The organism is Providencia alcalifaciens, from assembly GCF_020271745.1.
GTDB classification, from domain to species: Bacteria; Pseudomonadota; Gammaproteobacteria; order Enterobacterales; family Enterobacteriaceae; genus Providencia; species Providencia alcalifaciens_B.
Genome location: NZ_CP084296.1, coordinates 39,077 through 63,536 on the forward strand (window position 1 = coordinate 39,077; position 24,460 = coordinate 63,536).

The following is a 24,460-nucleotide window of genomic DNA, read 5'->3' on the forward strand; positions in this document are numbered from 1 at the left end:
ATAATTTGTTTTTTATCGAGTTTTTTAATTAAGTAAGTTTAATCGAATAGATAACAAAAACCGCCTCACAATAAGAAAAATGTGAAGCGGTCGAATAAATTAGATGAGTGTTTCTTCTGGAATGTCTATTTTGATATCGTCTAAAGACAGCTCGCCGGAGATTAGTTTTGGGAGGAGCGTGTCGCGGAGTTGGGTTAATTCGCCAATTTCATATTGAGAACATTTTATTCGTTCTAATAACTGTCCACTCTGTTGTTGAAAGAGCTCAAGTATAAATTTATCTGGTTGAATAAATAAAACATTTGAAAATAATGTCGTATTCATATTCAAGGTTGTACTACCTCCACTAGCAAGATCATGAAAATGCTTATTTTTATTCAAAAGTGAAAAATAAAGATAATCTCTAAAATATTTATATTCAGGAACTACGCTATTAATTTGCTGATTGGTATGTGCAGATTTCGTTGTTATTGATACAAGGCCTACGGTTGCTATACTACTGACACAGATGCTGTCTTCAGGTATAAGCTTTTTAATCTGAGATTTACTACCTTCAAAACTAAGATTATCAAATGTCCTAGTAATAAATACATTACCATGCATATCAGGAATTTTAATAAATGGTACATCATTACCATAGAAACTATTTTCTTTCTTAGAAGGTGTTTTTCCACAAATTATATTACCAAAATCAGAAAGCTTTGATATTCTCCACCCTTTAGGCACCCACCCCCCAAGCCCTAACGCAGACTCTGTACATTCTTCAAAAGCATTAGGAAATAACTGCCGAATATCCTCTGATAACGGTTTAAAATTATCACTTTCACGCACCGCTTTACGCACTTCAACCCGACGCAGTAATTCATCAGAGAAAGCGAAATCCTGCTCAAAAAAGCCAGCATCAAGCGCGTTATCGATAATAGGGTCAAAATCCACAAACCATGATTTAAATAGGGTTTGCGCCATTTTTTCTAGGGTTTGGTTTATTTGACGATTGAGAGTGATTTTTTTATCAAAATGGTTAAGAACGTTAGCAATTCTATGTTGTTCTTCAACAGGTGGTACTTTAAACTTCAATCGTTCAAAAGTCTGGAGATTAATATTATCTTGAACAGAGCCAGTTGCTTGCCGCTGAATATCTTTTCTTAATTTTCTAAAGACATATTCAATAAAGTAGACATCAGCTTTATTTTTATCAGCAATAAAACCAATAACACTGTCAGGAAAACATGCTGGATACTGTAGAATTCCTGTCTCCGCTATGTTCGCCGCGATTGTTATACACATAGTGTCTGTAGGCCAAAGACGACTTTGAGCCAAACCAGCCTCAGAATATGTTTGCCCATGTGATGATATGCGTCCTTCAGAGGCTTTTATATCCCCTGTTTGGATAAAAGGATATTTTCCTCCATATAAGTGTTCTGCATATCTAGGCCGATGCCTTGAACGACCTCGTGCGACTTCGCCTAAATCAGATAGTTTTACCTCCTGCCAGCTATTATTCCCCATAACCCAACGCCTCCATATTTTTACGGATAGCCTTATCCAGCTCTGCCGCTTCATCCATCTGGCGATAAAGGGTTTGGGTCAGTTCTTGCATTTTCGTTTCAAACGCCACACCGTCATCTTCAACCTCCGCAGCGCCCACATACCGTCCCGGCGTTAATACAAAATCATTGGCCTTAATATCCTCAATAGAGGCAACCTTGCAAAAGCCCGCCCTATCTTGATACTGCTTAATTCCGATTTCTTCGGCGGTGACACGGCGTTTTAATTCACTTTCACTACTGCGCCATGCGTGGAAGGTATCCGCGATAGTGGCAATATCTTTCGCTGTGAGCTCTTTTTGCGTACGGCTGATCATGGTGCCGAGGTTGCGGGCATCGATAAACAAGGTTTCCCCTTGGCGATCACGATAGCCATATTTGGCACTGGCTTGTTTACTTTTACTGATAAACCACAGGCAAACTGGGATTGGCGTGGTAAAAAAGAGCTGACCGGGCAAAGCAATCATGCACTCAATACGGTCATCTTCAATCAGCTTTTGGCGAATCTCCCCTTCACCGCTGGTATTCGAGCTCATCGAACCATTCGCTAATACAAACCCCGCCACACCGTCTTCACTGAGCTTAGACAGCATATGCAAGATCCACGCATAGTTGGCGTTGCCCGTCGGCGGGGTGCGGAAACCGGCAAAACGTGGGTCATTGGTAAGCTCGGCTTCATTACGCCAATCTTTTAAGTTAAACGGCGGATTCGCCATAATAAAGTCGGCTTTCAGATCAGGGTGCTGGTCAGCAAAAAAGGTATCCGCTGGGCGTTCACCTAAGTTGCCCGTTAAGCCCCTCACCGCCAAGTTCATTTTTGCCAGTTTATAGGTGGTACTGGTGAGCTCCTGCCCATAAATCGCAATATCTTTACTTTTCCCTTGGTGGCTTTCGACAAATTTCAACGATTGCACAAACATACCACCCGAGCCGCAGCACGGGTCATACACTTTGCCTTGATAAGGTTCAAGCATTTCAGCCAGCAATGTCACGACCGATTTCGGGGTATAGAACTCGCCGCCGCCCTTACCTTCGCTAGCCGCAAAGCGCCCTAAGAAATATTCGTAAACCCGCCCCACCAGATCTTCTTCCCCTACGCCACATTCGGTGGCAAGGGTATCGATATTTTCAATACTATCGATAAGTGATGCGAGCCTTTTCGGCTCTAACCCTTGGCGGGAGAAATAGTTATCTGGCAATGCGCCCGTCAGTGATGCGTTGCTTTTTTCGATGGTAGATAACGCGGTATCAATAATCACGGCGATATCATCTTGTTTTGCACGATCTTTGACATAAGACCAACGGGATACTTGCGGTAAATAGAAAACATTATCTTGTTGATAGAAAACATCCATATCAACAAAGGCTTCCTGACCATTAGCAATTAATTGGTTACGCTTGGCTTCGAATTTATCACTGATAAATTTCAGGAACACCAAACTAAGTACTACATGCTTATATTCAGAGGATTCAACGCTACCACGCAGTTGATTAGCAGTATCCCAAAGCGTTTCTTCAAAGCCTTTGGTGGGTTTTTTCGCGGGAGATTTAGCCATGTCGGTAGTTTCTCTTTTCTTATCAGTTATTATCGGAAAGCGCTGAGTTAGTGTCGGTTATTTTTTCGCTAACTGCCGATAATATATACAAAATAGGTTTGGCTAAGATTATCTCATAAAATCAGGTAGGTTTGGGCTGCTAACGCTAAAATTATATCCACCTTTTTAGCTCAGTATTCATTGCTCAGGGTTAAAAGGATCGTCCATTTAGGAAACCATTTGAATAACTCAACATTATCCCCTAAAAAACGATAGCAATAGATAAGCTAGACAGGCGCCGTAAAGGATAACAAAAATTAAGTAGGTAATGATTTTTTCTTGCTACCTTTACTGTATGACTTGAATTGATATTCCATATAATCCGTGTACCGCTAAAAATACGACACAATTGATTAAGTTAAACGTGCCTGCTGCGGCAATAATAATGACCGGCACTATTTTGAGCGAATATTTCAATTGTAAGTATCCCGCATAATCAATCTGCCAACGAAGGAGATAGCTATGGGCAAAGCTCGTTTTACTGAGCATCAGATCATCGCTGTGATTAAGTCGGTTGAAGTCGGACGAACTGTGAAAGATGTCTACCGGGGGCCAGCATTTCTTACTCAGTCACAAAGTGGAAACCGGCTGCGGTTTATGAATGCCGAAAAAGGCAGTCATACCGCAGCCTTAGTGTCAGCAAGGCGAAATAAAATGGCCAGAATTTAATGAGGGTACAGACATCAAAATATCCTCATAATGTGCCACTTTATTGATTGAGGTTCCTAACCATGAGCACTTTCTGAACTTCATGCTAATAATATGTAACGTTTGTATATACGTACAGGAAATCATCAAAAAAGTGGGGCTTGTTAATCCAAAATTGAAGTTCAGTCAAAAATTGGCTTATGCTCCACTTTGATAGCTGCAATGAGTAACTCTGTGTAAATACACTTTAAAAGACGCCTAGACTGTATTTTACCAGGATTCTAAAACTAAAATCCCATTCGTATTAAAAGTACCAGATGAAGATGCTGTTCCAGCTAAGGCTGCATTCACATTAAAATCACGAGATGTTAGATTCTCCAATTCGATTGCGGTTCCATTGGCTTGTATTTCTTTTCCATCTAGGGATATCGATGCTAAAACACCATTACCAAAATCTAACTTTCCATTAGATGCGCTAGCACTCGTCAAACGTAAAGTATAGTTACTTGCAGCCCCTTGAGTACAATTTATTGATAATGAAGAACTTTTATTTAATCCGGATGCATTCAAACTTGTTGATGAAAAATTAAATGTCAAGTCTTGATTATTTAAATGGCACGATGATATTTCAATAGGAACATCAGTGAAGCTTCCATTTACTGGTGTCCCAAGACAAACAGCTCGTGGTGAAGAAAGATTATTGCAACAGAAATTACCATAATGAGGTCTACCAATAGAATTAAACATAACTCCTGAAATATCGCTTTTAGGAATATATGATTCTGGTGAAGTATAAGGATACATTCTCATGCCGGAGCTGAAAACCTCATTAAAAGTAGCGATTATTTCTTTTCTTTCGGATTCCGACAACACATATGAATCAGACGGGAAAGGACATACTGGTCGTTCATAATACTGAACCCCTAGCCGTATACCAATAGGCGTTATATAATACATCTTGATGATATCAACAGAACCTGAACTTACACCTACAACTTCAAGCCTAATTGCGCTTTCATCTAAAGTACCATACGCAACTAAGTCATACGATTCATCACTGATAAACTTAGTTTTAATCTCTGCATTAACATTGATAGAAAAAAAAAGGAGAACAAATAATAATCTCATTTCACTATACCTTTATTTAAATCTAAACACACACTGAGTGCTCTTTATTAACCTATATTAGTTAAATATATTTATTTTTTAAAATTATTCACTCAATATTTATTGAAATACTGGAGTAATAATTTTTGTAAATTTTTGAATTTATGATTTACAAAAAATACCAAAATTTTTTGGGTTAAATTTACAAACACATTAACTTCAATCTAATGTAGTATTAGAAATCTTCATGTTTAAAAAACACGATTAATTTATTCATAATCTAATAAAAAATTGCTTATCACTGCGAATTTACCTCGCGCTATAGTTATGCTTCCCTTCATGATGAATCTATTGAAAATCAATATTCAAAGCTCCTGTTACCGTAAAATCCCCTTCCAATTCAGCACCTGTTCGTTTTACGGGAACAGCAAATAATCGCTTTAATTTATTCATGGCAGTAAAAATACTTTCTTGAAAAACTCACCCGTTGACATATTAAATATGGTCAAAATCTGAATTAATGTCCCCACAGAAACATTACATTCGCCACACTCATAGCAAGATACTTGCTGTTGAGACAGACATAATAGTAGGTCGAGGTCTTTTCCACTCAATATTTTTTTCATTGCCGACGAGTTTCTATTCACATAGAAGAGACAAAAATAAAATGATAAGCACATCAACTTCCTAAATAGATAACTTTAGCCTCTAAGGCTATTATCTTCATATTAATCCCACTTGTTACTATAACTATTTAAATATGCTCTGTATGCTAAGAGGTATATAATTTAAATAATTATTTAATAAAAATCAAATTATGTGAAATTTATAAAAAAAGATAACATTATGAAATAACACCAATATGGCGTGACGTAATTTAATCAAATCAACAATTATAATTAGTTACGAAATGTCCATTTATGACAATCTATTAAAGATGGTGTTTTTAGCTAAAAAAACCACAATAAGACGATAAAAAAAATTATAAACCTAATATTTACATAATATTATAATCTATTCTGTATGGAAAAATTAGTATGTTCGTTCTTAATCAATTTCTTGATCATAAAGTTCCATCAAAATTAAATATTAAATTTCGCTCAATAGCACATTAAATACTCAGTTAACACCTTTTATTTAAATGTGATTGTCTTATACAATTTTTGCATTTACTCCATATAATTCAATCTATTAACTGAAGTTTGTATATACGTACAGGAAATCATCAAAAAAGTGGGGCTTGTTAATCCAAAATTGAAGTTCAGTCAAAAATTGGCTTATGCTCCACTTTGATAGCTGCAATGAGTAACTCTGTGTAAATACACTTTAAAAGACGCCTAGACTGTATTTTACCAGGATTCTAAAACTAAAATCCCATTCGTATTAAAAGTACCAGATGAAGATGCTGTTCCAGCTAAGGCTGCATTCACATTAAAATCACGAGATGTTAGATTCTCCAATTCGATTGCGGTTCCATTGGCTTGTATTTCTTTTCCATCTATGGATATCGATGCTAAAACACCATTACCAAAATCTAACTTTCCATTAGATGCGCTAGCACTCGTTAAACGTAAAGTATAGTTACTTGCAGCCCCTTGAGTACAATTTATTGATAATGAAGAACTTTTATTTAATCCGGATGCATTCAAACTTGTTGATGAAAAATTAAATGTCAAGTCTTGATTATTTAAATGGCACGATGATATTTCAATAGGAACATCAGTGAAGCTTCCATTTACTGGTGTCCCAAGACAAACAGTTCGTGGTGAAGAAAGATTATTGCAACAGAAATTACCATAATGAGGTCTACCAATAGAATTAAACACAACTCCTGAAATATCGCTTTTAGGAATATATGATTCTGGTGAAGTATGAGGATACATTCTCATGCCGGAGCTGAAAGCCTCATTAAAAGTAGCGATTACTTCTTTTCTTTCGGATTCCGACAACACATATGAATCAAACGGTAAAGGACATACTGGTCGTTCATAATACTGAGGCCCTAGCCGTATACCAATAGGCGTCATATAATACATCTTGATGAGAGCAACAGTACCTGAACTTTCACCTACAACTTCAAGCCTAATTGCGCTTTCATCTAAAGTACCATACGCAACTAAGTCATACGATTCATCACTGATAAACTTAGTTTTAATCTCTGCATTAACATTGATAGAAAAAAAAAGGAGAACAAATAATAATCTCATTTCACTATACCTTTATTTAAATCTAAACACACACTGAGTGCTCTTTATTAACCTATATTAGTTAAATATATTTATTTTTTTAAAATTATTCACTCAATATTTATTTAAATACTGGAGTAATAGTTTTTGTAAGTTTTTGAATTTATGATTTACAAAAAACACCAAAATTTTTTGGGTTAAATTTATAAACACATTAACTTCAATCTAATGTAGTATTAGAAATCTTCATGTTTAAAAAACCACGATTAATTTATTCATAATCTAATAAAAAATTGCTTACCACTGCGAATTTACCTCGCGCTATAGTTATGCTTCCCTTCATGATGAATCTATTGAAAATCAATATTCAAAGCTCCTGTTACCGTAAAATCCCCTTCCAATTCAGCACCTGTTCGTTTTACGGGAACAGCAAATAATCGCTTTAATTTATTCATGGCAGTAAAAATACTTTCTTGAAAAACTCACCCGTTGACATATTAAATATGGTCAAAATCTGAATTAATGTCCCCACAGAAACATTACATTCGCCACACTCATAGCAAGATACTTGCTGTTGAGACAGACATAATAGTAGGTCGAGGTCTTTTCCACTCAATATTTTTTTCATTGCCGACGAGCTTCTATTCACATAGAAGAGGCAAAAATAAAATGATAAGCACATCAACTTCCTAAATAGATAACTTTAGCCTCTAAGGCTATTATCTTCATATTAATCCCACTTGTTACTATAACTATTTAAATATGCTCTGTATGCTAAGAGGTATATAATTTAAAGAATTATTTAATAAAAATCAAATTATGTGAAATTTATAAAAAAAGATAACATTATGAAATAACACCAATATGGCGTAACGCAATTTAATCAAATCAACAATTATAATTAGTTACGAAATATCCACTTATGACAATCTATTAACGATGGTGTTTTTAGCTAAAAAAATCATAATAAGACGGTAAAAAAAAATTATAAACCTAATATTTACATAATATTATAATCTATTCTTCACGGAAAAATTAGTATGTTCGTTCTTAATGAATTTCTTGATCATAAAGTTCCATCAAAATTAAATATTAAATTTCGCTCAATAGCACATTAAATACTCAGTTAACACCTTTTATTTAAATGTGATTGTCTTATACAATCCCTGCATTTACTCCATATAATTCAATCTATTCACTGAAATTAGTACAGGACCATTATCGACTCGGATCTACTTTAGTAACCCTCTTTCGGTTTTTAAATGGTCAACCCCCTGATGACACGTTCGGTTTTTTTACACGAGCCTATTCGCTGACGGTAAAACGAGGATCGTGACAACAACGTCAGATTGCAAGCCTTACTGACTGGTAAGTATCCCGCATAATCAATCTGCCAACGAAGGAGATAGCTATGGGCAAAGCTCGTTTTACTGAGCATCAGATCATCGCTGTGATTAAGTCGGTTGAAGTCGGACGAACTGTGAAAGATGTCTACCGGGAGGCCAGCATTTCTTACTCAGTCACAAAGTGGAAACCGGCTGCGGTTTATGAATGCAGAAAAAGGCAGTCATACCGCAGCCTTACTGTCAGCATGGCGAAATAAAATGGCTAGAATTTAATGAGGGTACAGACATCAAAATATCCTCATAATGTGCCACTTTATTGATTGAGGTTCCTAACCATGAGCACTTTCTGAACTTCATGCTAATAATATGTAGCGTTTGTATATACGTACAGGAAATCATCAAAAAAGTGGGGCTTGTTAATCCAAAATTGAAGTTCAGTCAAAAATTGGCTTATGCTCCACTTTGATAGCTGCAATGAGTAACTCTGTGTAAATACACTTTAAAAGAAGCCTAGACTGTATTTTACCAGGATTCTAAAACTAAAATCCCATTCGTATTAAAAGTACCAGATGAAGATGCCGTTCCAGCTAAGGCTGCATTCACATTAAAATCACGAGATGTTAGATTCTCCAATTCGATTGCGGTTCCATTGGCTTGTATTTCTTTTCCATCTATGGATATTGATGCTAAAACACCATTACCAAAATCTAACTTTCCATTAGATGCGCTAGCACTCGTTAAACGTAAAGTATAGTTACTTGCAGCCCCTTGAGTACAATTTATTGATAATGAAGAACTTTTATTTAATCCGGATGCATTCAAACTTGTTGATGAAAAATTAAATGTCAAGTCTTGATTATTTAAATGGCACGATGATATTTCAATAGGAACATCAGTGAAGCTTCCATTTACTGGTGTCCCAAGACAAACAGTTCGTGATGAAGAAAGATTATTGCAACAGAAATTACCATAATGAGGTCTACCAATAGAATTAAACATAACTCCTGAAATATCGCTTTTAGGAATATATGATTCTGGTGAAGTATGAGGATACATTCTCATGCCGGAGCTGAAAGCCTCATTAAAAGTAGCGATTACTTCTTTTCTTTCGTATTCCGACAACTCATATGAATCATACGGGAAAGGATCATATAAATCAAACGGTAAAGGACATACTGGTCGTTCATAATACTGAGGCCCTAGCCGTACACCAATAGGCGTCATATAATACATCTTGATGAGACCAACAGTACCTGGACTTTCACCTACAACTTCAAGCCTAATTGCGCTTTCATCTAAAGTACCATACGCAACTAAGTCATACGATTCATCACTGATAAACTTAGTTTTAATCTCTGCATTAACATTGATAGAAAAAAAAAGGAGAACAAATAATAATCTCATTTCACTATACCTTTATTTAAATCTAAACACACACTGAGTGCTCTTTATTAACCTATATTAGTTAAATATATTTATTTTTTAAAATTATTCACTCAATATTTATTGAAATACTGGAATAATAATTTTTGTAAATTTTTGAATTTATGACTTACAAAAAACACCAAAATTTTTTGGGTTAAATTTACAAACACATTAACTTCAATCTAATGTAGTATTAGAAATCTTCATGTTTAAAAAACCACGATTAATTTATTCACAATCTAATAAAAAATTGCTTACCACTGCGAATTTACCTCGCGCTATAGTTATGCTTCCCTTCATGATGAATCTATTGAAATCAATATTCAAAGCTCCTGTTACCGTAAAATCCCCTTCCAATTCAGCACCTGTTCGTTTTACGGGAACAGCAAATAATCGCTTTCGTTTATTCGTGGCAGTAAAAATACTTTCTTGAAAAATTCACCCGTTGACATATTAAACATGGTCAAAATTTGAATTAATGTCCCCACAGAAACATTACATTCGCCACACTCATAGCAAAATACTTGCTGTTGAGATAGACATAATAGTAGGTCGAGGTCTTTTCCACTCAATATTCTTTTTTTCATTGCCGACGAGTTTCTATTCACATAGAAGAGACAAAAATAAAATGATAAGCACATCAACTTCCTAAATAGATAACTTTAGCCTCTAAGGCTATTATCTTCATATTAATCCCACTTGTTACTATAACTATTTAAATATGCTCTATATGCCAAGAGGTATATAACTTAAAGAATTATTTAATAAAAATCAAATTATGTGAAATTTATAAAAAAAGATAAAATTATGAAATAACACCAATATAGCGTGACGTAATTTAATCAAATCAACAATTATAATTAGTTACGAAATGTCCATTTATGACAATCTATTAAAGATGGTGTTTTTAGCTAAAAAAAATCACAATAAGACGATAAAAAAAAATTATAAAACTAATATTTACATAATATTATAATCTATTCTGTATGGAAAAATTAGTATATTCGTTCTTAATCAATTTCTTGATCATAAAGTTCCATCAAAATTAAATATTAAATATTAAATATTAAATTTCGCTCAATAGCACATTAAATACTCAGTTAACACCTTTTATTTAAATGTGATTGTCTTATACAATTTTTGCATTTACTCCATATAATTCAATCTATTAACTGAAATTAGTACAGGGCCATTATCGACTCGGATCTACTTTAGTAACCCTCTTTCGGTTTTTAAATGGTCAACCCCCCTGATGACACGTTCGTTTTTTTTTACACGAGCCTATTCGCTGACGGTAAAACGAGGATCGTGACAACAACGTCAGATTGCAAGCCTTACTGACTGATAAGCCAGCCTCTTTTATGATGGAATACAGTATCTCTTTTCAGCCACTGCCAACTCTTTTTTGCAAAGCGCTTTTTCAGTTTCACGTTTTCATCTTCAAGCTCTTTTAATCGCTTTACATTATTAACTTCCATACCGCCATACTTTGATTAATTTATCATGTAAAAATCGAAGGCTGCTTCTATATTCCCATGATAAATTAATATAAATATAAATATAAATATAAATATAAATATAAATATAAATACTATTTATTAACCCCATATTTTTACACTCTGAAAAATCAGTTATTATTTTACTTAAAATTAAAATTAAACTTGAATTTTGATTTTAAAAAATTTATTACCCTTGATTCAAACTCCGCTAGCCCGCCAATTCATAATTAGCGGGCTTTTTATATCCTACGTTGTCTAATATTACCTAATGACTCCAACCACCTTAAGCATCACAAAAATCAATGGTGCATCATTTCATGCACAATATCCTTTCCTTTCATAGAATATGGATAATATGTTGGCCAATTCTCTAACTGAGTCAATAAAACCTCTTGAGATTCACTCCCCATATAAAGATGAAAATGCCCGGCTTTCTCTGGGGCAATAATATGATCACTAAACTGGATAAATTTAGGGGCTTGGCTGTTTTTATCTTTACATTCAAATAAATAACGGACGCCCTTCTTGCCTGAAGAATAATTTAAAACTCGGTAACCCGCATAATCATATTGACACTGAGCGACCTTATCGCCTCGGTGGAATTCAATAATATTGTTCTCAATACCAATCATATCCACATCGGTTTTATACCCTTTGGCATAATAATCTCGATACTCTTGCGCTGTTTTATCTTTATTCTTTGCAGCCTTATCCTGCATTACCGGATCTAACGTTCCATCTGAAAGATAAGGCTCCACAGATTGCCAAACACCGTCCCAATCACTCAATTTACGGTTTTTAACATTACTATCTTCGAAAATACCGTTTGCAGCATTACGTTGTGCTTCGGTCTGCGGCTTATCATGATGATGTCCATGCGCCATCGCGGTGTGACTGAATAAACTGGCTAACACAAGCAGTGAAAGAATCTTCTTTGTCATTATTTTTCCTCTCTCGTTTGAACAAAATGCCCAAAACGCTTATTAAAGCGAGCAACATTCCCTTCCTGTGAATGGGTTTTCTGTTTCCCTGTATAAAACGGGTGTGAATGCGAGGAAACATCGAGAGGAACATATGGATAACTCCGTCCTTCAAACTCAATGGTTCTTTCTGTTTTTATGGTTGACCCAACCTTGAAATAAGCATCTGCCGCGGTATCGTGAAAGATCACTTCCCGGTAACTTGGATGAATATTTGGCTTCATCAATGGCTCCTTTTGTTATGTTATAATATAACATTAATATTTTTTAGCGCGATTGACTACTCTTTTTTAACCTTGTATTTTATGTGGGAAATACACGATAACCATCGGCTTAAGATGCATTGAAATAATTTGCACAGAATCCCATCAACAACAAATAAACTTGAATTTCCTTTATCTTGAACTCTGATCATGAAATTTCTTCATGTTGGAAATGAAATTAAGTCGCTTTAACTCCCCGCCCTGCTCTGGCATAAATTAAATATATTAACTTACTGGCTACATAAAAATTGATGAATGAGAAAACGTGCAACATCTCTGTAATCAAGAACTAAATGCCGTTTTCCTATTAGAGCTAGGATGCAAAAATCATGAATACAGAATTTACCTTTAATATTACCCGCAGCCTTTTTGATGAAAATTACAATCCATCGGAAAACACGCGAATTACCACCAACTTTGCGAATTTAGCCCGAGGGAAAAACCGCCAAGAAAACCTGCGTAACGCACTGGTGATGATCAACAACCGCTTCAATTCACTGGCGTATTGGGATAACCCTAAAAACGATCGCTATGCTGTTGAGTTGGAAATTATCTCTGTCGAGATGAATATTGAAGAAAATGGCAGTACCTTCCCTGTCATTGAAATATTAAAAACCAACATTATTGACAAAAAAACGCAGCAACGTACTGAAGGAATTGTGGGGAATAATTTTTCATCTTACGTACGGGATTATGATTTTAGCGTTTTACTCTTGGAACATAATAAAAACCAAGCAGAGTTTAGCATTCCGACTAAATTTGGCTGCCTGCATGGCAATATTTTTAAATCGTTTATTAATTCCAAAGAGTACAAAGCAAACTTTAATAAATCTCCAGTGATCTGTTTAAGTGTCTCAAATAGAGATACCTACCATCGCACTGGGAATCAACATCCTATATTAGGCATTGAATATCAGCCAAGTAATGCATCTTTAACGGAACAATACTTCGGCAAGATGGGCTTACAAGTCCGTTACTTTATGCCGAAAAATAGCGTTGCCCCTTTAGCCTTTTATTTTACGGGAGACTTGCTGAGCGACTACACCAACCTTGAGTTAATCAGCACTATTAGCACTATGGAAACATTCCAAAAAATTTATCGCCCTGAAATTTATAATGCCAACGCGGTGGCTGGTGAATGCTATCAACCGAGCTTAAATCAACAAGATTACTCATTAACCAAAATTGTTTATGACCGTGAAGAACGCAGCCAGCTTGCCATTGAACAAGGTAAATTTACTGAAGAGCACTTCATTAAACCTTACCAAACGATCCTTGAAAAATGGTCAGCAAGCTATTCAAGTTAATAAAACCGTTCGCTTTAATAAAACTCGCGCATTAATAAAAATAAAATAAAAGGTCACCTGCAATGAAAATATTATTACCCACTTCCACAGCCGGTAGCTTACCGAAACCATCTTGGTTAGCAGAACCAGAAAAACTCTGGTCGCCATGGAAATTGAGCAACGAAGAACTTATCGCGGGCAAACAAGATGCCCTGCGTTTATCACTGGACGATCAATTACGTGCGGGTATCGACATCGTGAGCGATGGCGAACAAACTCGCCAACACTTTGTCACCACTTTTATTGAACACTTGAGTGGCGTCGATTTTGAAAAACGCCAAGTGGTCAAAATTCGTGACCGTTACGATGCCAGCGTACCGACTGTTGTAGGCGCTGTTGCTCGCCAAAAACCAGTGTTTGTGGATGATGCCAAGTATCTGCGTCAACTCACTGACAAACCGATAAAATGGGCATTACCAGGTCCGATGACCATGATCGACACGCTCTATGATAGCCACTATAAAAGCCGCGAAAAATTAGCGTGGGAGTTTGCTAAAATCCTTAACCAAGAAGCCAGAGAGTTAGAAGCCGCTGGCGTCGATATAATCCAATTTGATGAACCCGCATTTAACGTATTTTTTGATGAAGTTAATGACTGGGGGATCGCTGCGCTCGAAAGAGCCATTGAAGGACTAAAATGCGAAACTGCGGTACATATCTGTTATGGTTATGGCATCAAAGCCAACACCGATTGGAAAAAAACGTTGGGCTCTGAGTGGCGACAATACGAAGAAGCTTTCCCGAAACTGCAAAGCTCAAATATCGATATCGTTTCACTGGAATGCCAAAACTCCAACGTCCCGATGGACTTGATTGAACTTATCCGCGGTAAAAAAGTCATGGTCGGCGCAATTGACGTGGCAACCAACACTGTCGAAACCCCGGAAGAAGTCGCCAATACATTGCGAAAAGCCCTGCAATTTGTTGATGCAGACAAACTTTACCCATCAACTAACTGTGGCATGGCACCATTATCTCGCGATGTTGCCAGAGGTAAACTCAACGCGTTAAGTGCAGGCGCAGAGATCATCCGCAAAGAACTTGGTGCAAAATAAATTAACCCAGATTTGGCGATCTTACCCATCGCCAAATATCAACGTTTTGAACTTTTCATCGCCACTCGCAACCCTTCTTCACATTTACTGAAAATTTCAGTGATTCTTTCAGTCATTATCACAGAATCCCTCGATCAATATTGCTGACTACGTATTTTCCCTTCTATACTTTTTTTACTCAAAAAGTGACTAATAACAAAATAACTGGAAGGAAATAATCATGAAATTATCTCTACTAGGATGTTTATTGGCAGCTTCATTTTCTCTGCACGCTTATGCCGCAAGCGAGCCACCAATCCGATTAGTGATCCACGGGGGAGCCGGTACCATTACCAAAAGCACCATTACTCCAGAACAAGAAAAAGAGTATCAAGCAAAACTAACCGAAGCCTTAGAAGCAGGCTATGCGGTACTCAACAAAGGTGGCAGCAGCCTTGATGCGGTACAAGCTTCTATTAACGTAATGGAGGATTCCCCACTATTTAATGCAGGAAAAGGTGCCGTATTTACCCATGAAGGTAAAAATGAAATGGATGCATCGATCATGGATGGCAGCAACCGTAAAGCGGGTGCTGTTGCTGGTGTCACCAATATTAAAAACCCGATTAATGCCGCATATGCCGTCATGACTAAAAGCCCTCATGTCATGATGGTTTCTAAAGGTGCCGAGCAATTCGCCGCGGAACAAGGTCTTGAAATCGTTGATCCATCGTATTTCCGAACTGATTTCCGTTGGCAGCAACTTCAAAAAGCCAAAGAAAAAGAGAAAGTGGTACTCGACCATGATGGTAAAACCGCCGCTCTCTTTGTTGACCCTATGATGTATGACTACAAATATGGCACTGTTGGCGCGGTCGCTCTCGATAAAAACGGTAATATCGCTGCTGGGACATCCACAGGTGGCATGACCAACAAACGCTTCGGTCGCGTCGGTGATTCCCCAATCATTGGTGCGGGGAACTACGCTGACAACAATACCGTCGCCGTTTCAGCCACAGGCTCCGGCGAGATGTTTATCCGTACGGCTACCGCCCATAATATCGCCGCCCAAGTCAAATACAACAAAACGCCTATCGACCAAGCCGCCCGCAATGCACTGGATGAAGTCAAAGAGCTAAACGGAAGTGGTGGTGTGATTGTGTTGGATAAATCCGGTAACTACGCGATGGAGTTTAATTCAGAAGGGATGTACCGTGGAACCATCGGTAATGATGGTAAACCTCAGGTCGCGATTTATAAAAACGATTAAGTTCCTCGCATTTAAACTCGCTACACCCTAAAAATAATAAAGCCCACCAATGTGGGCTTTATAAACGATATCTCTATAAGCACGTTTCTATAAACTATGTCTCTACGGACTATGTCTCTATAAACAATGGCTCTCAGCCCAATGACTTTTCAACTGAACCACTGGCTAAATACCCTTTATGGAACGCGGCTTGCCTTGGAGAGATACGTGCAACGGCCTCAGCTGAACAAGAGGCATCCACCAGCACAAAACTGGCATCATCCCCTTTCGCTGGCCACACTTGCTTGCCCTTTTCATCCAGTGGTAATACATTGCCCGTGGCAATAGCAAGGGAGCGAGATAATGCCAACTCATCAGGGCGCGTGTACAACTGCGCATATAAATTGGCTTTTTCTAACATATCTCCGAGACCAAATGGCGACCAGTGATCTATCACACTGTCAGTCCCTGTCATCACAAACACACCATTTTTATTCAGCGTTTTTAATGGCATATGTAGTGTACCGATAGGCACTGTCGACGCTATAGTGATCTGTTGCTCAGCCAAGCGTTTTGCCATCGCATCGGCATCTTCAGGATTTAGCATGGCTAACGCAAATGCATGACTAATCGTAACCTTGCCTCGCAAACTGCGGTTTTCATCAACTGTTTTTATCATATAGTTGATAGCCGCAAGTCCTGCGGGGCTGGTCTCATGCAGATGGATATCGACGCCTTTGTTATAGTCCAATGCAATCTGAAACATCGCATCAAGGGATTTTTCCATCGCACCATCGACATTAGTCGGGTCTAACCCACCCACATAGTGTGCCCCTGCTTGCATCGCTTCTCGCATCAAAGGCTCTGATTTTGAAAGCAGTAAACCATGTTGAGGGAAGGCCACAATTTCGCACGTGAAATCTTGCTGGCGCTTATCTAACACTGTTTGCAGTGCTTCAAGGTTTTTTAATCCAGAAACAGGCTCAATATTGCAATGACTGCGTGCGATGGTCGAACCGTGAGATTGAATTAAATCAATCAGCGCATGCGCCCTTTCTTGCGTAAAAGGCTGTAATTCAGGCAACATTTTCTGCTCAAGGGTTATCATATCCATAATGGTTTTACCTTCACGGGACTGTGGCGCTTGCCAAGGTCCTCCGTAAAAGGTTTTATCCAGATGAATATGCATATCTCGAAATGCAGGAAGCATCAATTTGCCTTGCGCACTGTACGCATTCAGAACGGCATTTGGGTGCTGTTTATTGGGTAACACCGCCACGATTTTGCCATCATTAATTTCGATGGTTTGTAATGCCGTTTGAGTTCCAGTCACTGTACCTTCACGGAAATTAAAGCCTGTTTCCAGCAACGCATCATCAAGATAATAATGTTTATCTGTGATACGAGAAACTCCGGACTGCGGTACGATTTGTGGCGCCGCACTCGCAGATACTGAACCTAATAATGTACAAGCCGCCACCACTTTTGCACCTGTCGTCAGAAACTCTCTACGACCAGATAACTGTTCTACATTCATAGCAACTCCTTATCATCGAGAGTTCGACCTCATCATATGAAGCCGAACGAGTGAGGCTTAGCCTTGAATAATATGGGTTCCCGTCTCACCGCGTAATGCCGCAGGTAGCGCTTCAGGCGTGGTAATAATCACGCGCTTACCGCCATTAGCGATAAACGATAAACTGGCTTCGATTTTCGGTAGCATGCTCCCCGCCGGGAAGTGCCCCTCTTCCATATAGCGCTGCATATCTGTCGTTGAGGTTTCACCAAGGGCTTTTTGTTCCGGTTTGCCAAAGTGAATACACACTTTTTCAACGCCCGTGGTGATGATTAAAATGTCCGCATTGAGCTCTTTCGCCAGTAGCGTGGTCGATAAATCTTTATCAATAACCGCATCCACACTTTGATAACCGCCCTGCCCATTATTCACAACAGGGATCCCTCCGCCGCCTGCCGCAACAACCACATAATCATGTTCGGTCAATGTACGAATTGCCGCTGACTCAATGACACGTTTCGGTTCAGGGGATGCCACCACACGGCGATATCCACGCCCAGAATCTTCAATAAAGTGCCAATCAGGATTTTCTTGCTGCAATACCTCCGCTTGCTCTTTACTGAAAAATGCGCCAATCGGCTTAGTCGGTGCAGCAAAGTTCGGGTCATTTTTATCGACTTCCACTTGAGTAACTACCGTTACTGCTTGGCGATGTTGCTGTTTAGCTAATACGTTAGTGAGTGCTTGTTGGACTAAATAACCAATCCCCCCTTGCGTATCCGCCACACAGTTTGCCAGAGGTGTCAGCGGTAAGCCTTCAGTCACATGAGCAATTTCAGCACGGCGCAAATCCAACCCTACCTGTGGCCCATTACCGTGAGTCAGCACAATATTGTAATTGCCCTTGAGCATATCGCTGATGTGCTGAGCCACTTCTTGAACCGCTTTTTCTTGAGCTTCAATGGATTGGCTGCTGTTATCTTTAATAATACTGTTGCCCCCGATGGCAACAACCACGAGTTCTTTCATGATTAAGGATCCTGATACCGATAATTTAGCAGATAGCAGGTGCACCGCGTGCACCCACTATATGGATTGGCGTATTACGCTGATTTGCTGAGCTTTTCAGCTTTTTCAGCTTGTTGCTGCTCCACTGATTGGCGACCATCTAAAAAATGTTTGATAACAAACAAAGCCGCCATCATGAGGTATGCGTAGACAAACATCAATGTTGAACCTGTCGCAATTCCCACTGCCGGAGAATGAATGATACCGAAAAAGACCAGAACCGCACCCACTGCCGCCGCAATCGCACCACGTAACGGCTTGTTTAAGATAGCGAAGATAGCGATACAGCCCCATAACATACTTGCCAGCGGTGCGCCGTTACCTAAGTGAACCAGACCTTGATAGTAAACACCTTTATGTAACAGAACTTCCGTACCAATGGCGCTTGCAGACGTACCTGCCGCTCCCATGACACTATTAACCATCGTCAATGCCCAGTTCGCAATCCATGGGAATAGACAGATGAAAATCACAGGCACTTCGACTTTCGGTGTTTCTCGTACCACTTGGTTGGCTGTCACTACGCCGATAAACACTAAGATAGGGACAATGGCCGTCATTGGGATCACCGCGAGCATAAATGCTCCGATACCAAATAACGGGACGATAAACATGGTGATACCGGATGCTAAGGTATAACCCACACTCGCGCCCATCGCTTTCCAACCCGCATGACCCACATACACAGTCACAGGGAATGGGTTACCCAGCACGACACCCACGGTTGAAGATAAACCGTTTGCTAACATCACTTTACGTGTGTTGTATTCATCACCCGCTGCGTGAGCACTTTCAATATTTTCAAGGTCGAAGATATAGTTCGCTAAACCTAAAGGTACCGCTGAGGCCAAGTACGGCAGTGCGTGAGGTAAACCTTGGAAGAAGCTATCCACATGGATACTTGGCGGGTTAAAACCAAATGATGCCATTGACGCTGTAATCGCTTCCGGGCTTTGTAAGCCAGAAATCCATGCTAGGGCAGAACCTGCGATAAGCAGTAACAACCCAGTAGGAATACGTGCAAAGATCGGCTTTTTACCAAACCAGTTGATGAAAATTAACAGCAGGACAATAAACGAAACCGTTGGTGCTTCAAATGCTTGTAGCATCGGGTTCATTGCCAGTAACAATAATCCGAGACCCGATAAGCACGATAATAAGACGGTACGTGGGATCATCTTACGGATGGTTTCACCGAGGAAAGATCCACCCACTAAAATCATTGATTCCACAAAGCACCAGACTAACGCAATTTGCAGAGCAAATTCAGGATCTTTGGTGGTTTGGTAAACTGGCATGATCACTAAGAAGGTAACAGTGAAGATAGAAGGTGCGCTTGGCCCTGAAGGTAGTGCCGTGACGTCATTTCGTCCCGTTTGTTTGATCATCTGCTGACCAAAGTAAGCGTAACTTACACTGGCAAGCAATACAGCAAAACCAAACGCTGGAGCGATACGACCATAAACAATTTCCGCTGGGATGCCGACAACAAAAATCAGTAAGCCCATCATGGTGAGTAGGTTTGTGAGGTTATTGGTCATCAAACCAAAATAGGCTGCCAAATCACCACGTTTCCATTTAATATTTAATAGACTCATATTCTTACTCCCATTCCCTTCACACCTTAAGCAGCACGTTGTTGACGGTCTATCTCTTATGCCACTGAATAATTCAGGGAATGCGTTGCTTTATTTTTATCGCCCGACCGAAGCCGGGCATTATTTTTTGCTTAGTGAGTTTTGGGCTCAATACCACTATGCATAGTGTTTCGCGTAAGACAGCATCGCTTTTTCGAAGCAATCAAACGGAGGATGTACAATCCCTGCCCCTATCATTCCAATACCCGCATCTTTATGCGCAATCGCTGTGTTAATCACCGGAAGAATGCCACTAGCGGCAACTTTCGTGATATCAATGGCTGTCGGAATTCCCATAAAACCTAATAATGGAATGGTGACATTCGGGTTCTCTCCAAGGGTGATTTCTCGCATTTGGCGAGAGAAATCCACTGCTTCTTCAACAGTTCCCCCAACGAGTGCGACGATAGCTGGCGCTGTTGCCATCGCAAATCCACCAATACCGTAAGTTTCCGTGATAGCCGAGTCACCAATATCTAAACCTGAGTCTTCCGGTTTATAACCTGCGAACATTGGGCCAATCACTTGCTGAGAGGGACCTGTGAACCATTGCCCCGGTAACCCGCTAATGCGTAAACCAAACTCATAACCATTACGCGCCATGGTGGTCACGACGGTGCTGTATTCAATACCGTGCGCCGCATCCATTGAGGCTTTACACATTGCCATCCATGTAGGACCCGAGAAATAGTCGCTACTTGCAACGAAATCAAACACTTCTTTTTGCTGTGCAACCGTAAAATTAGTTTGAATAATTCCCGTAGTCAGCGCTTGGATCAGCAATGTTGTTCCCGCATTGTTACGGTTATGGCATTCATCACCCATATGTAACGCTTGCGCCAACATTAAACGTAGGTCGATTTCACCCACGATTTTCATGGCGTCACGCAGCATAGGACCCAGCACATCACGCATCCAATTCAAGCGGTCAATAACGCTTTGGTCATTGGCACCCATGCGTAGAATTTTTGCCATCTGCTCACTTAGGTTAGTGAATGCGCGGTTGCCGTAAGTTTTGTTTTCGACAATGTGCATAAACATCGATGCCGATGTCACGCCAGCCATTGAACCTACGCAATCATGTTCATGGCATGGGGAAAAGATAACGTCACCAGAAGCCGCAACACGTTCCGCATCCGCTAAGTCTTTCGCCAATCCTTCAAAAACTAAAGCGCCTGTCACCGCGCCTTTCATCGCGCCACACATATCCTTCCATGCTACTGGCGGACCGGCATGTAGAATGGTGTTTTTCGTCATGCCCGGTACTACATTAATGGCTTGATCATAACCCACGAGCACTGGCTGGGATTGAATAATGCGCTCAAGCGCTTGTGCGTTCGCTGCTGCGATTTTTTCTTGTAACGCGGCGTTGCCTTCAATTTGGTCAAGGGCACGGATCACGGCAATGTTACCTTGTCCCGGCGGCGTCCAGTTCAGTTGAGTCACCGGAACGTGTTGTTTTTTCAGATCATCACTGAACATCTCAATGCCGATATTAATAACGTTCAATGGTTGTTTAAATAATGAAGTCATTACGCTTTCTCCCCTTTCCAGACAAACTCACGTCCTAATAAACCTGTATTGGTACTGCTACTCGCCCAAATCACGCCTGCGTCAGTGAGCATCTTGACCTGTGCATCCATCGATGGCGTATCTTGGTCAGTGCCCAGCACATAGCCGAGGATCACCAGTTCGCGTCCTTCTTGTTTCGCTACCTCTTTTGCCGTTTTAATAGCCTCAATCATGACACCGACCGGATCTTCATGAGAGCCAAAGCCAAGCACGAAATCCATCATGATCACACCAACTTCCGGGTCACGAGCTTCTTGCAATAAACGTTCGATGCGGTTTGTCGGGTCAATCATTGGATGTGGCTTACCGTTGGTAAAATCATCATCACCAAAATCGAGGAAGGTATGGGCGACACTCTTATTGATATCTTTCAGACGGTAGTCAGGGTTAGGCTGAATATTGCTGTAGACATCATCGTATTTTTCCAGCGCTGCAAACATCGCTTCATCACACAATGTACCGCCACAGAAAAGACCGCGAATGTATTTTTGTTCCGGTTTGAGTAACGCTCTAACTTCGTCAATTAAAGGTAAATTAAGAGGATGAAGATCTAAATCCTCTTTGCGAATGCCAGTCAGTAAAACGGCTTTCAGAGCGGCTTCTTTAGTACCTTGGGCAAAGATTAAGCCTGGTTTATCATCCGGTAACGGTTGACTACCTAAGAAACAAACCACCACTGGCTTATGACATTTTTCAGCTTGTTCTAACACTTTTTTGGCAACCATAGGTGCTGGTGGCTTAGAAATGAGTGCAATGACTTGGGTTTCATCATCCGCATCCAGCATTTTAAGTGCATCAATCATCATGATGCCGCCAATTTTTTCACTCAGATCACGACCACCCGTACCAATTAGCTGAGAAACCCCGGCACCGAATTCATGGATACGGACACTCAGTTCTTGGCTACCTGTGCCTGAAGCACCAATAATCCCGATGCTACCGCGGCGAACGTTGTTACCAAAACACAACGCTGTACCATTGATAATCGCCGTACCGCAATCTGGGCCCATCATCAATAACCCTTTTTGACTCGCTAACTGTTTCAGCGCCAGCTCATCATCAATCGAGACGTTATCGGAGAACAGCATCACGTTGAGGTCATTTTCTAGTGCAATACGCGCTTCACGAGCCGCAAATTGCCCATTGACCGAAATAACCGCTAAGTTGGCATCAGGAATGTGCGTTTTTGCAGAATTGATAGTGGCGTATTTGGCTTCATGCTGCCCACCACCTTGGTTTTTCTTATTAAACAGCTCTTCGATTGCAATTAATGTCGCATCATTGGCATCATCACTAGGCCCTTTAATCACTATCATTAAATCGCCATTTTTTGCATCTTCTAATTCCGGCGTTAATAAACCTAAGTTTCTTAAAACGCCCTTATTCATTTCTGTTGCCATTGCCACAAAAGCTTGCTCAACATTATCGAGCTGGTTTGCTTTAGTGGAAATAGACATCAATGACACGGAATCAAAATAAGTATTCTTTTTTATGACAACTTTAGTCGACATGTGTTTCTCCGAAATAATGGGTTAGAAACAGTGCATCGCGAATACCAAATAGCATGTCGCAACCTGAACTAGACCCGATATTTAAAATCTCTAGAATATGTGGATAAATATTTGTTTTTCGCCCATCAACTAAACATTGGATCAGTTGATACATATTTTCGCGATACTCTTGGTTTAATGCTTTTTCTAATGTGATGGCACTAATGGGTGTTGTATTCGCCTTGCTCTGCATAATTCCTTGAACGAAATCAGCACGAAAAGAGTTCGCAGGGTGATGTTTCAACAGCAAAAAGGCCATTAATCCCACTAAATAATCATCTCCCGAAGGTGTTAACCCAATCCCTAGCCCAACAAACTGGCTCACAATATTAGTCAATGCCTGGTGCCGTTTATTGATAAATAAATTAATTAAACTAAAACGTAATTCATTTAATTTTTTGGATGATTCAAGATAAAAACAATTATCCCCTTGATAGTTAAAAAGAGAATCTGTTTGGTTATTTAAAATAGAATCAATTTCGTTAATTGTAGACTTAAGGAAATGACGATATTTTTCCTCGGTTAATTTTTCATTAATAAAATAAACTGTCGATGGAACCCATTTTTTACATAATAAAAATGAAACACTATATTTTTCACCAATATGTATTTCATTATTTAGAATACAAACACAATCCCCTGCCATGATACTTAATGATGAAAAATTTTTATTAATTATTCGGCAGCTATTAGGTGCATTATCCGTTTGCGAGCCAAGCAAGGTATAAAGTTGGTTACCAATAGAAAAATTAATGGCTTTATTAAAAACTTGCTCTACATTCCCTGTTAGTAATGGCTGATGCAAAAGATGCAAGAAATGTGCATCAGCCGTTAACCCATAAATGCTTTGCCGCTGAGATTGGTGTCTGTTCACAATCCCCCTTATGGGTGG

Annotated in this window: 16 protein-coding genes and 3 pseudogenes; 5 read left to right on the forward strand and 14 right to left on the reverse strand. The window is 39.4% G+C overall.

Going from position 1 to position 24,460, the window contains the following annotated elements; all coding sequences use genetic code 11:
- Positions 1-99: 99 nt before the first annotated feature.
- Both LDO51_RS00195 and LDO51_RS00200 read right to left on the reverse strand, forming a co-directional pair.
- The gene (locus tag LDO51_RS00195; RefSeq protein WP_225575903.1) at positions 100-1,509 is read right to left on the reverse strand and encodes a restriction endonuclease subunit S; all 1,410 of its coding nucleotides are present in this window, start codon (positions 1,507-1,509) and stop codon (positions 100-102) included.
- Entirely contained in the window at positions 1,499-3,103 is a 1,605-nt protein-coding gene (locus tag LDO51_RS00200) for a type I restriction-modification system subunit M (protein ID WP_225575904.1), read from the reverse strand. Before LDO51_RS00200 ends, LDO51_RS00195 begins: the two co-directional genes overlap by 11 nt.
- A 501-nt stretch (positions 3,104-3,604) precedes the next feature.
- Between LDO51_RS00200 and LDO51_RS19580 the strand changes: the two are divergent.
- Positions 3,605-3,691, forward strand: a pseudogene (locus LDO51_RS19580) (transposase); the annotation flags it as partial.
- Positions 3,692-4,060: 369 nt separating this feature from the next.
- Here the strand turns inward: LDO51_RS19580 and LDO51_RS00210 are convergent.
- Positions 4,061-4,918, reverse strand: coding sequence for a hypothetical protein (locus LDO51_RS00210; protein ID WP_225575905.1), 858 nt, complete (start codon positions 4,916-4,918; stop codon positions 4,061-4,063).
- 1,328 nt (positions 4,919-6,246) lie between these two features.
- Positions 6,247-7,104, reverse strand: coding sequence for a hypothetical protein (locus tag LDO51_RS00215; RefSeq protein WP_225575906.1), 858 nt, complete (start codon positions 7,102-7,104; stop codon positions 6,247-6,249).
- Between the two features lie 1,390 nt (positions 7,105-8,494).
- Here LDO51_RS00215 and LDO51_RS00220 point away from each other — a divergent pair.
- A pseudogene (locus LDO51_RS00220) lies at positions 8,495-8,617 on the forward strand (transposase); the annotation flags it as partial.
- A gap of 334 nt (positions 8,618-8,951) precedes the next feature.
- Here the strand turns inward: LDO51_RS00220 and LDO51_RS00225 are convergent.
- The 4 genes and pseudogenes from LDO51_RS00225 to LDO51_RS00240 form a co-directional block, all read right to left on the reverse strand.
- Positions 8,952-9,833: a hypothetical protein gene (locus tag LDO51_RS00225; protein ID WP_225575907.1), complete on the reverse strand. Its 882-nt coding sequence runs from the start codon at positions 9,831-9,833 to the stop codon at positions 8,952-8,954.
- Between the two features lie 1,312 nt (positions 9,834-11,145).
- Positions 11,146-11,347, reverse strand: a pseudogene (locus tag LDO51_RS00230) (IS3 family transposase); the annotation flags it as partial.
- 305 nt (positions 11,348-11,652) lie between these two features.
- The gene (gene zinT / locus LDO51_RS00235; RefSeq protein WP_225575909.1) at positions 11,653-12,294 is read right to left on the reverse strand and encodes a metal-binding protein ZinT; all 642 of its coding nucleotides are present in this window, start codon (positions 12,292-12,294) and stop codon (positions 11,653-11,655) included.
- Positions 12,294-12,557 (reverse strand): type B 50S ribosomal protein L31, encoded by a 264-nt coding sequence (locus LDO51_RS00240; RefSeq protein ID WP_225575911.1) that lies wholly within the window; start codon positions 12,555-12,557, stop codon positions 12,294-12,296. Before LDO51_RS00240 ends, zinT begins: the two co-directional genes overlap by 1 nt.
- Before the next feature lie 368 nt (positions 12,558-12,925).
- Here LDO51_RS00240 and LDO51_RS00245 point away from each other — a divergent pair, with 368 nt between their 5' ends.
- The 3 genes from LDO51_RS00245 (at position 12,926) to LDO51_RS00255 (ending at position 16,246) form a co-directional block, all read left to right on the forward strand.
- The gene (locus LDO51_RS00245; protein WP_225575912.1) at positions 12,926-13,903 is read left to right on the forward strand and encodes a DUF1852 domain-containing protein; all 978 of its coding nucleotides are present in this window, start codon (positions 12,926-12,928) and stop codon (positions 13,901-13,903) included.
- Between the two features lie 62 nt (positions 13,904-13,965).
- The gene (locus tag LDO51_RS00250) at positions 13,966-14,997 is read left to right on the forward strand and encodes a methionine synthase (protein ID WP_225575913.1); all 1,032 of its coding nucleotides are present in this window, start codon (positions 13,966-13,968) and stop codon (positions 14,995-14,997) included.
- A gap of 220 nt (positions 14,998-15,217) precedes the next feature.
- The gene (locus tag LDO51_RS00255; protein WP_225575914.1) at positions 15,218-16,246 is read left to right on the forward strand and encodes an isoaspartyl peptidase/L-asparaginase family protein; all 1,029 of its coding nucleotides are present in this window, start codon (positions 15,218-15,220) and stop codon (positions 16,244-16,246) included.
- Positions 16,247-16,379: 133 nt separating this feature from the next.
- Here the strand turns inward: LDO51_RS00255 and LDO51_RS00260 are convergent, their stop codons facing one another.
- The 6 genes from LDO51_RS00260 to LDO51_RS00285 form a co-directional block, all read right to left on the reverse strand.
- Positions 16,380-17,762 carry an amidohydrolase family protein gene (locus tag LDO51_RS00260; RefSeq protein ID WP_225575915.1) on the reverse strand — a complete coding sequence of 461 codons (1,383 nt, stop codon included), beginning with the start codon at positions 17,760-17,762 and terminating at the stop codon, positions 16,380-16,382.
- Positions 17,763-17,819: 57 nt separating this feature from the next.
- Positions 17,820-18,770 (reverse strand): carbamate kinase family protein, encoded by a 951-nt coding sequence (locus LDO51_RS00265; RefSeq protein WP_225575916.1) that lies wholly within the window; start codon positions 18,768-18,770, stop codon positions 17,820-17,822.
- A 74-nt stretch (positions 18,771-18,844) separates the two neighbouring features.
- Positions 18,845-20,407: a xanthine permease gene (locus tag LDO51_RS00270; RefSeq protein ID WP_225575917.1), complete on the reverse strand. Its 1,563-nt coding sequence runs from the start codon at positions 20,405-20,407 to the stop codon at positions 18,845-18,847.
- 156 nt (positions 20,408-20,563) lie between these two features.
- Positions 20,564-21,979 carry a DUF1116 domain-containing protein gene (locus LDO51_RS00275; RefSeq protein WP_225575918.1) on the reverse strand — a complete coding sequence of 472 codons (1,416 nt, stop codon included), beginning with the start codon at positions 21,977-21,979 and terminating at the stop codon, positions 20,564-20,566.
- Positions 21,979-23,529, reverse strand: a complete 1,551-nt coding sequence (gene fdrA, locus LDO51_RS00280; protein WP_225575919.1) for an acyl-CoA synthetase FdrA — start codon at positions 23,527-23,529, stop codon at positions 21,979-21,981. The genes LDO51_RS00275 and fdrA overlap by 1 nt, the downstream gene beginning before the upstream one ends.
- On the reverse strand, positions 23,519-24,442 hold the full coding sequence (locus LDO51_RS00285; RefSeq protein WP_225575920.1) for a DUF2877 domain-containing protein: 924 nt from the start codon (positions 24,440-24,442) through the stop codon (positions 23,519-23,521). The genes fdrA and LDO51_RS00285 overlap by 11 nt, the downstream gene beginning before the upstream one ends.
- Between the last annotated feature and the right edge of the window lie 18 nt (positions 24,443-24,460).

What these genes read in the sequence shown, in the direction of transcription:
- fdrA (WP_225575919.1), bottom strand. Translation starts at nt 23,529, where the DNA reads ATGTCGACTAAAGTTGTCATAAAAAAGAATACTTATTTTGATTCCGTG.
- LDO51_RS00195 (WP_225575903.1), bottom strand. Translation starts at nt 1,509, where the DNA reads ATGGGGAATAATAGCTGGCAGGAGGTAAAACTATCTGATTTAGGCGAA.
- LDO51_RS00225 (WP_225575907.1), bottom strand. Translation starts at nt 9,833, where the DNA reads ATGAGATTATTATTTGTTCTCCTTTTTTTTTCTATCAATGTTAATGCA.
- LDO51_RS00245 (WP_225575912.1), top strand. Translation starts at nt 12,926, where the DNA reads ATGAATACAGAATTTACCTTTAATATTACCCGCAGCCTTTTTGATGAA.
- LDO51_RS00240 (WP_225575911.1), bottom strand. Translation starts at nt 12,557, where the DNA reads ATGAAGCCAAATATTCATCCAAGTTACCGGGAAGTGATCTTTCACGAT.
- LDO51_RS00215 (WP_225575906.1), bottom strand. Translation starts at nt 7,104, where the DNA reads ATGAGATTATTATTTGTTCTCCTTTTTTTTTCTATCAATGTTAATGCA.
- LDO51_RS00260 (WP_225575915.1), bottom strand. Translation starts at nt 17,762, where the DNA reads ATGAATGTAGAACAGTTATCTGGTCGTAGAGAGTTTCTGACGACAGGT.
- LDO51_RS00255 (WP_225575914.1), top strand. Translation starts at nt 15,218, where the DNA reads ATGAAATTATCTCTACTAGGATGTTTATTGGCAGCTTCATTTTCTCTG.
- LDO51_RS00210 (WP_225575905.1), bottom strand. Translation starts at nt 4,918, where the DNA reads ATGAGATTATTATTTGTTCTCCTTTTTTTTTCTATCAATGTTAATGCA.
- LDO51_RS00265 (WP_225575916.1), bottom strand. Translation starts at nt 18,770, where the DNA reads ATGAAAGAACTCGTGGTTGTTGCCATCGGGGGCAACAGTATTATTAAA.
- LDO51_RS00275 (WP_225575918.1), bottom strand. Translation starts at nt 21,979, where the DNA reads ATGACTTCATTATTTAAACAACCATTGAACGTTATTAATATCGGCATT.
- zinT (WP_225575909.1), bottom strand. Translation starts at nt 12,294, where the DNA reads ATGACAAAGAAGATTCTTTCACTGCTTGTGTTAGCCAGTTTATTCAGT.
- LDO51_RS00200 (WP_225575904.1), bottom strand. Translation starts at nt 3,103, where the DNA reads ATGGCTAAATCTCCCGCGAAAAAACCCACCAAAGGCTTTGAAGAAACG.
- LDO51_RS00270 (WP_225575917.1), bottom strand. Translation starts at nt 20,407, where the DNA reads ATGAGTCTATTAAATATTAAATGGAAACGTGGTGATTTGGCAGCCTAT.
- LDO51_RS00250 (WP_225575913.1), top strand. Translation starts at nt 13,966, where the DNA reads ATGAAAATATTATTACCCACTTCCACAGCCGGTAGCTTACCGAAACCA.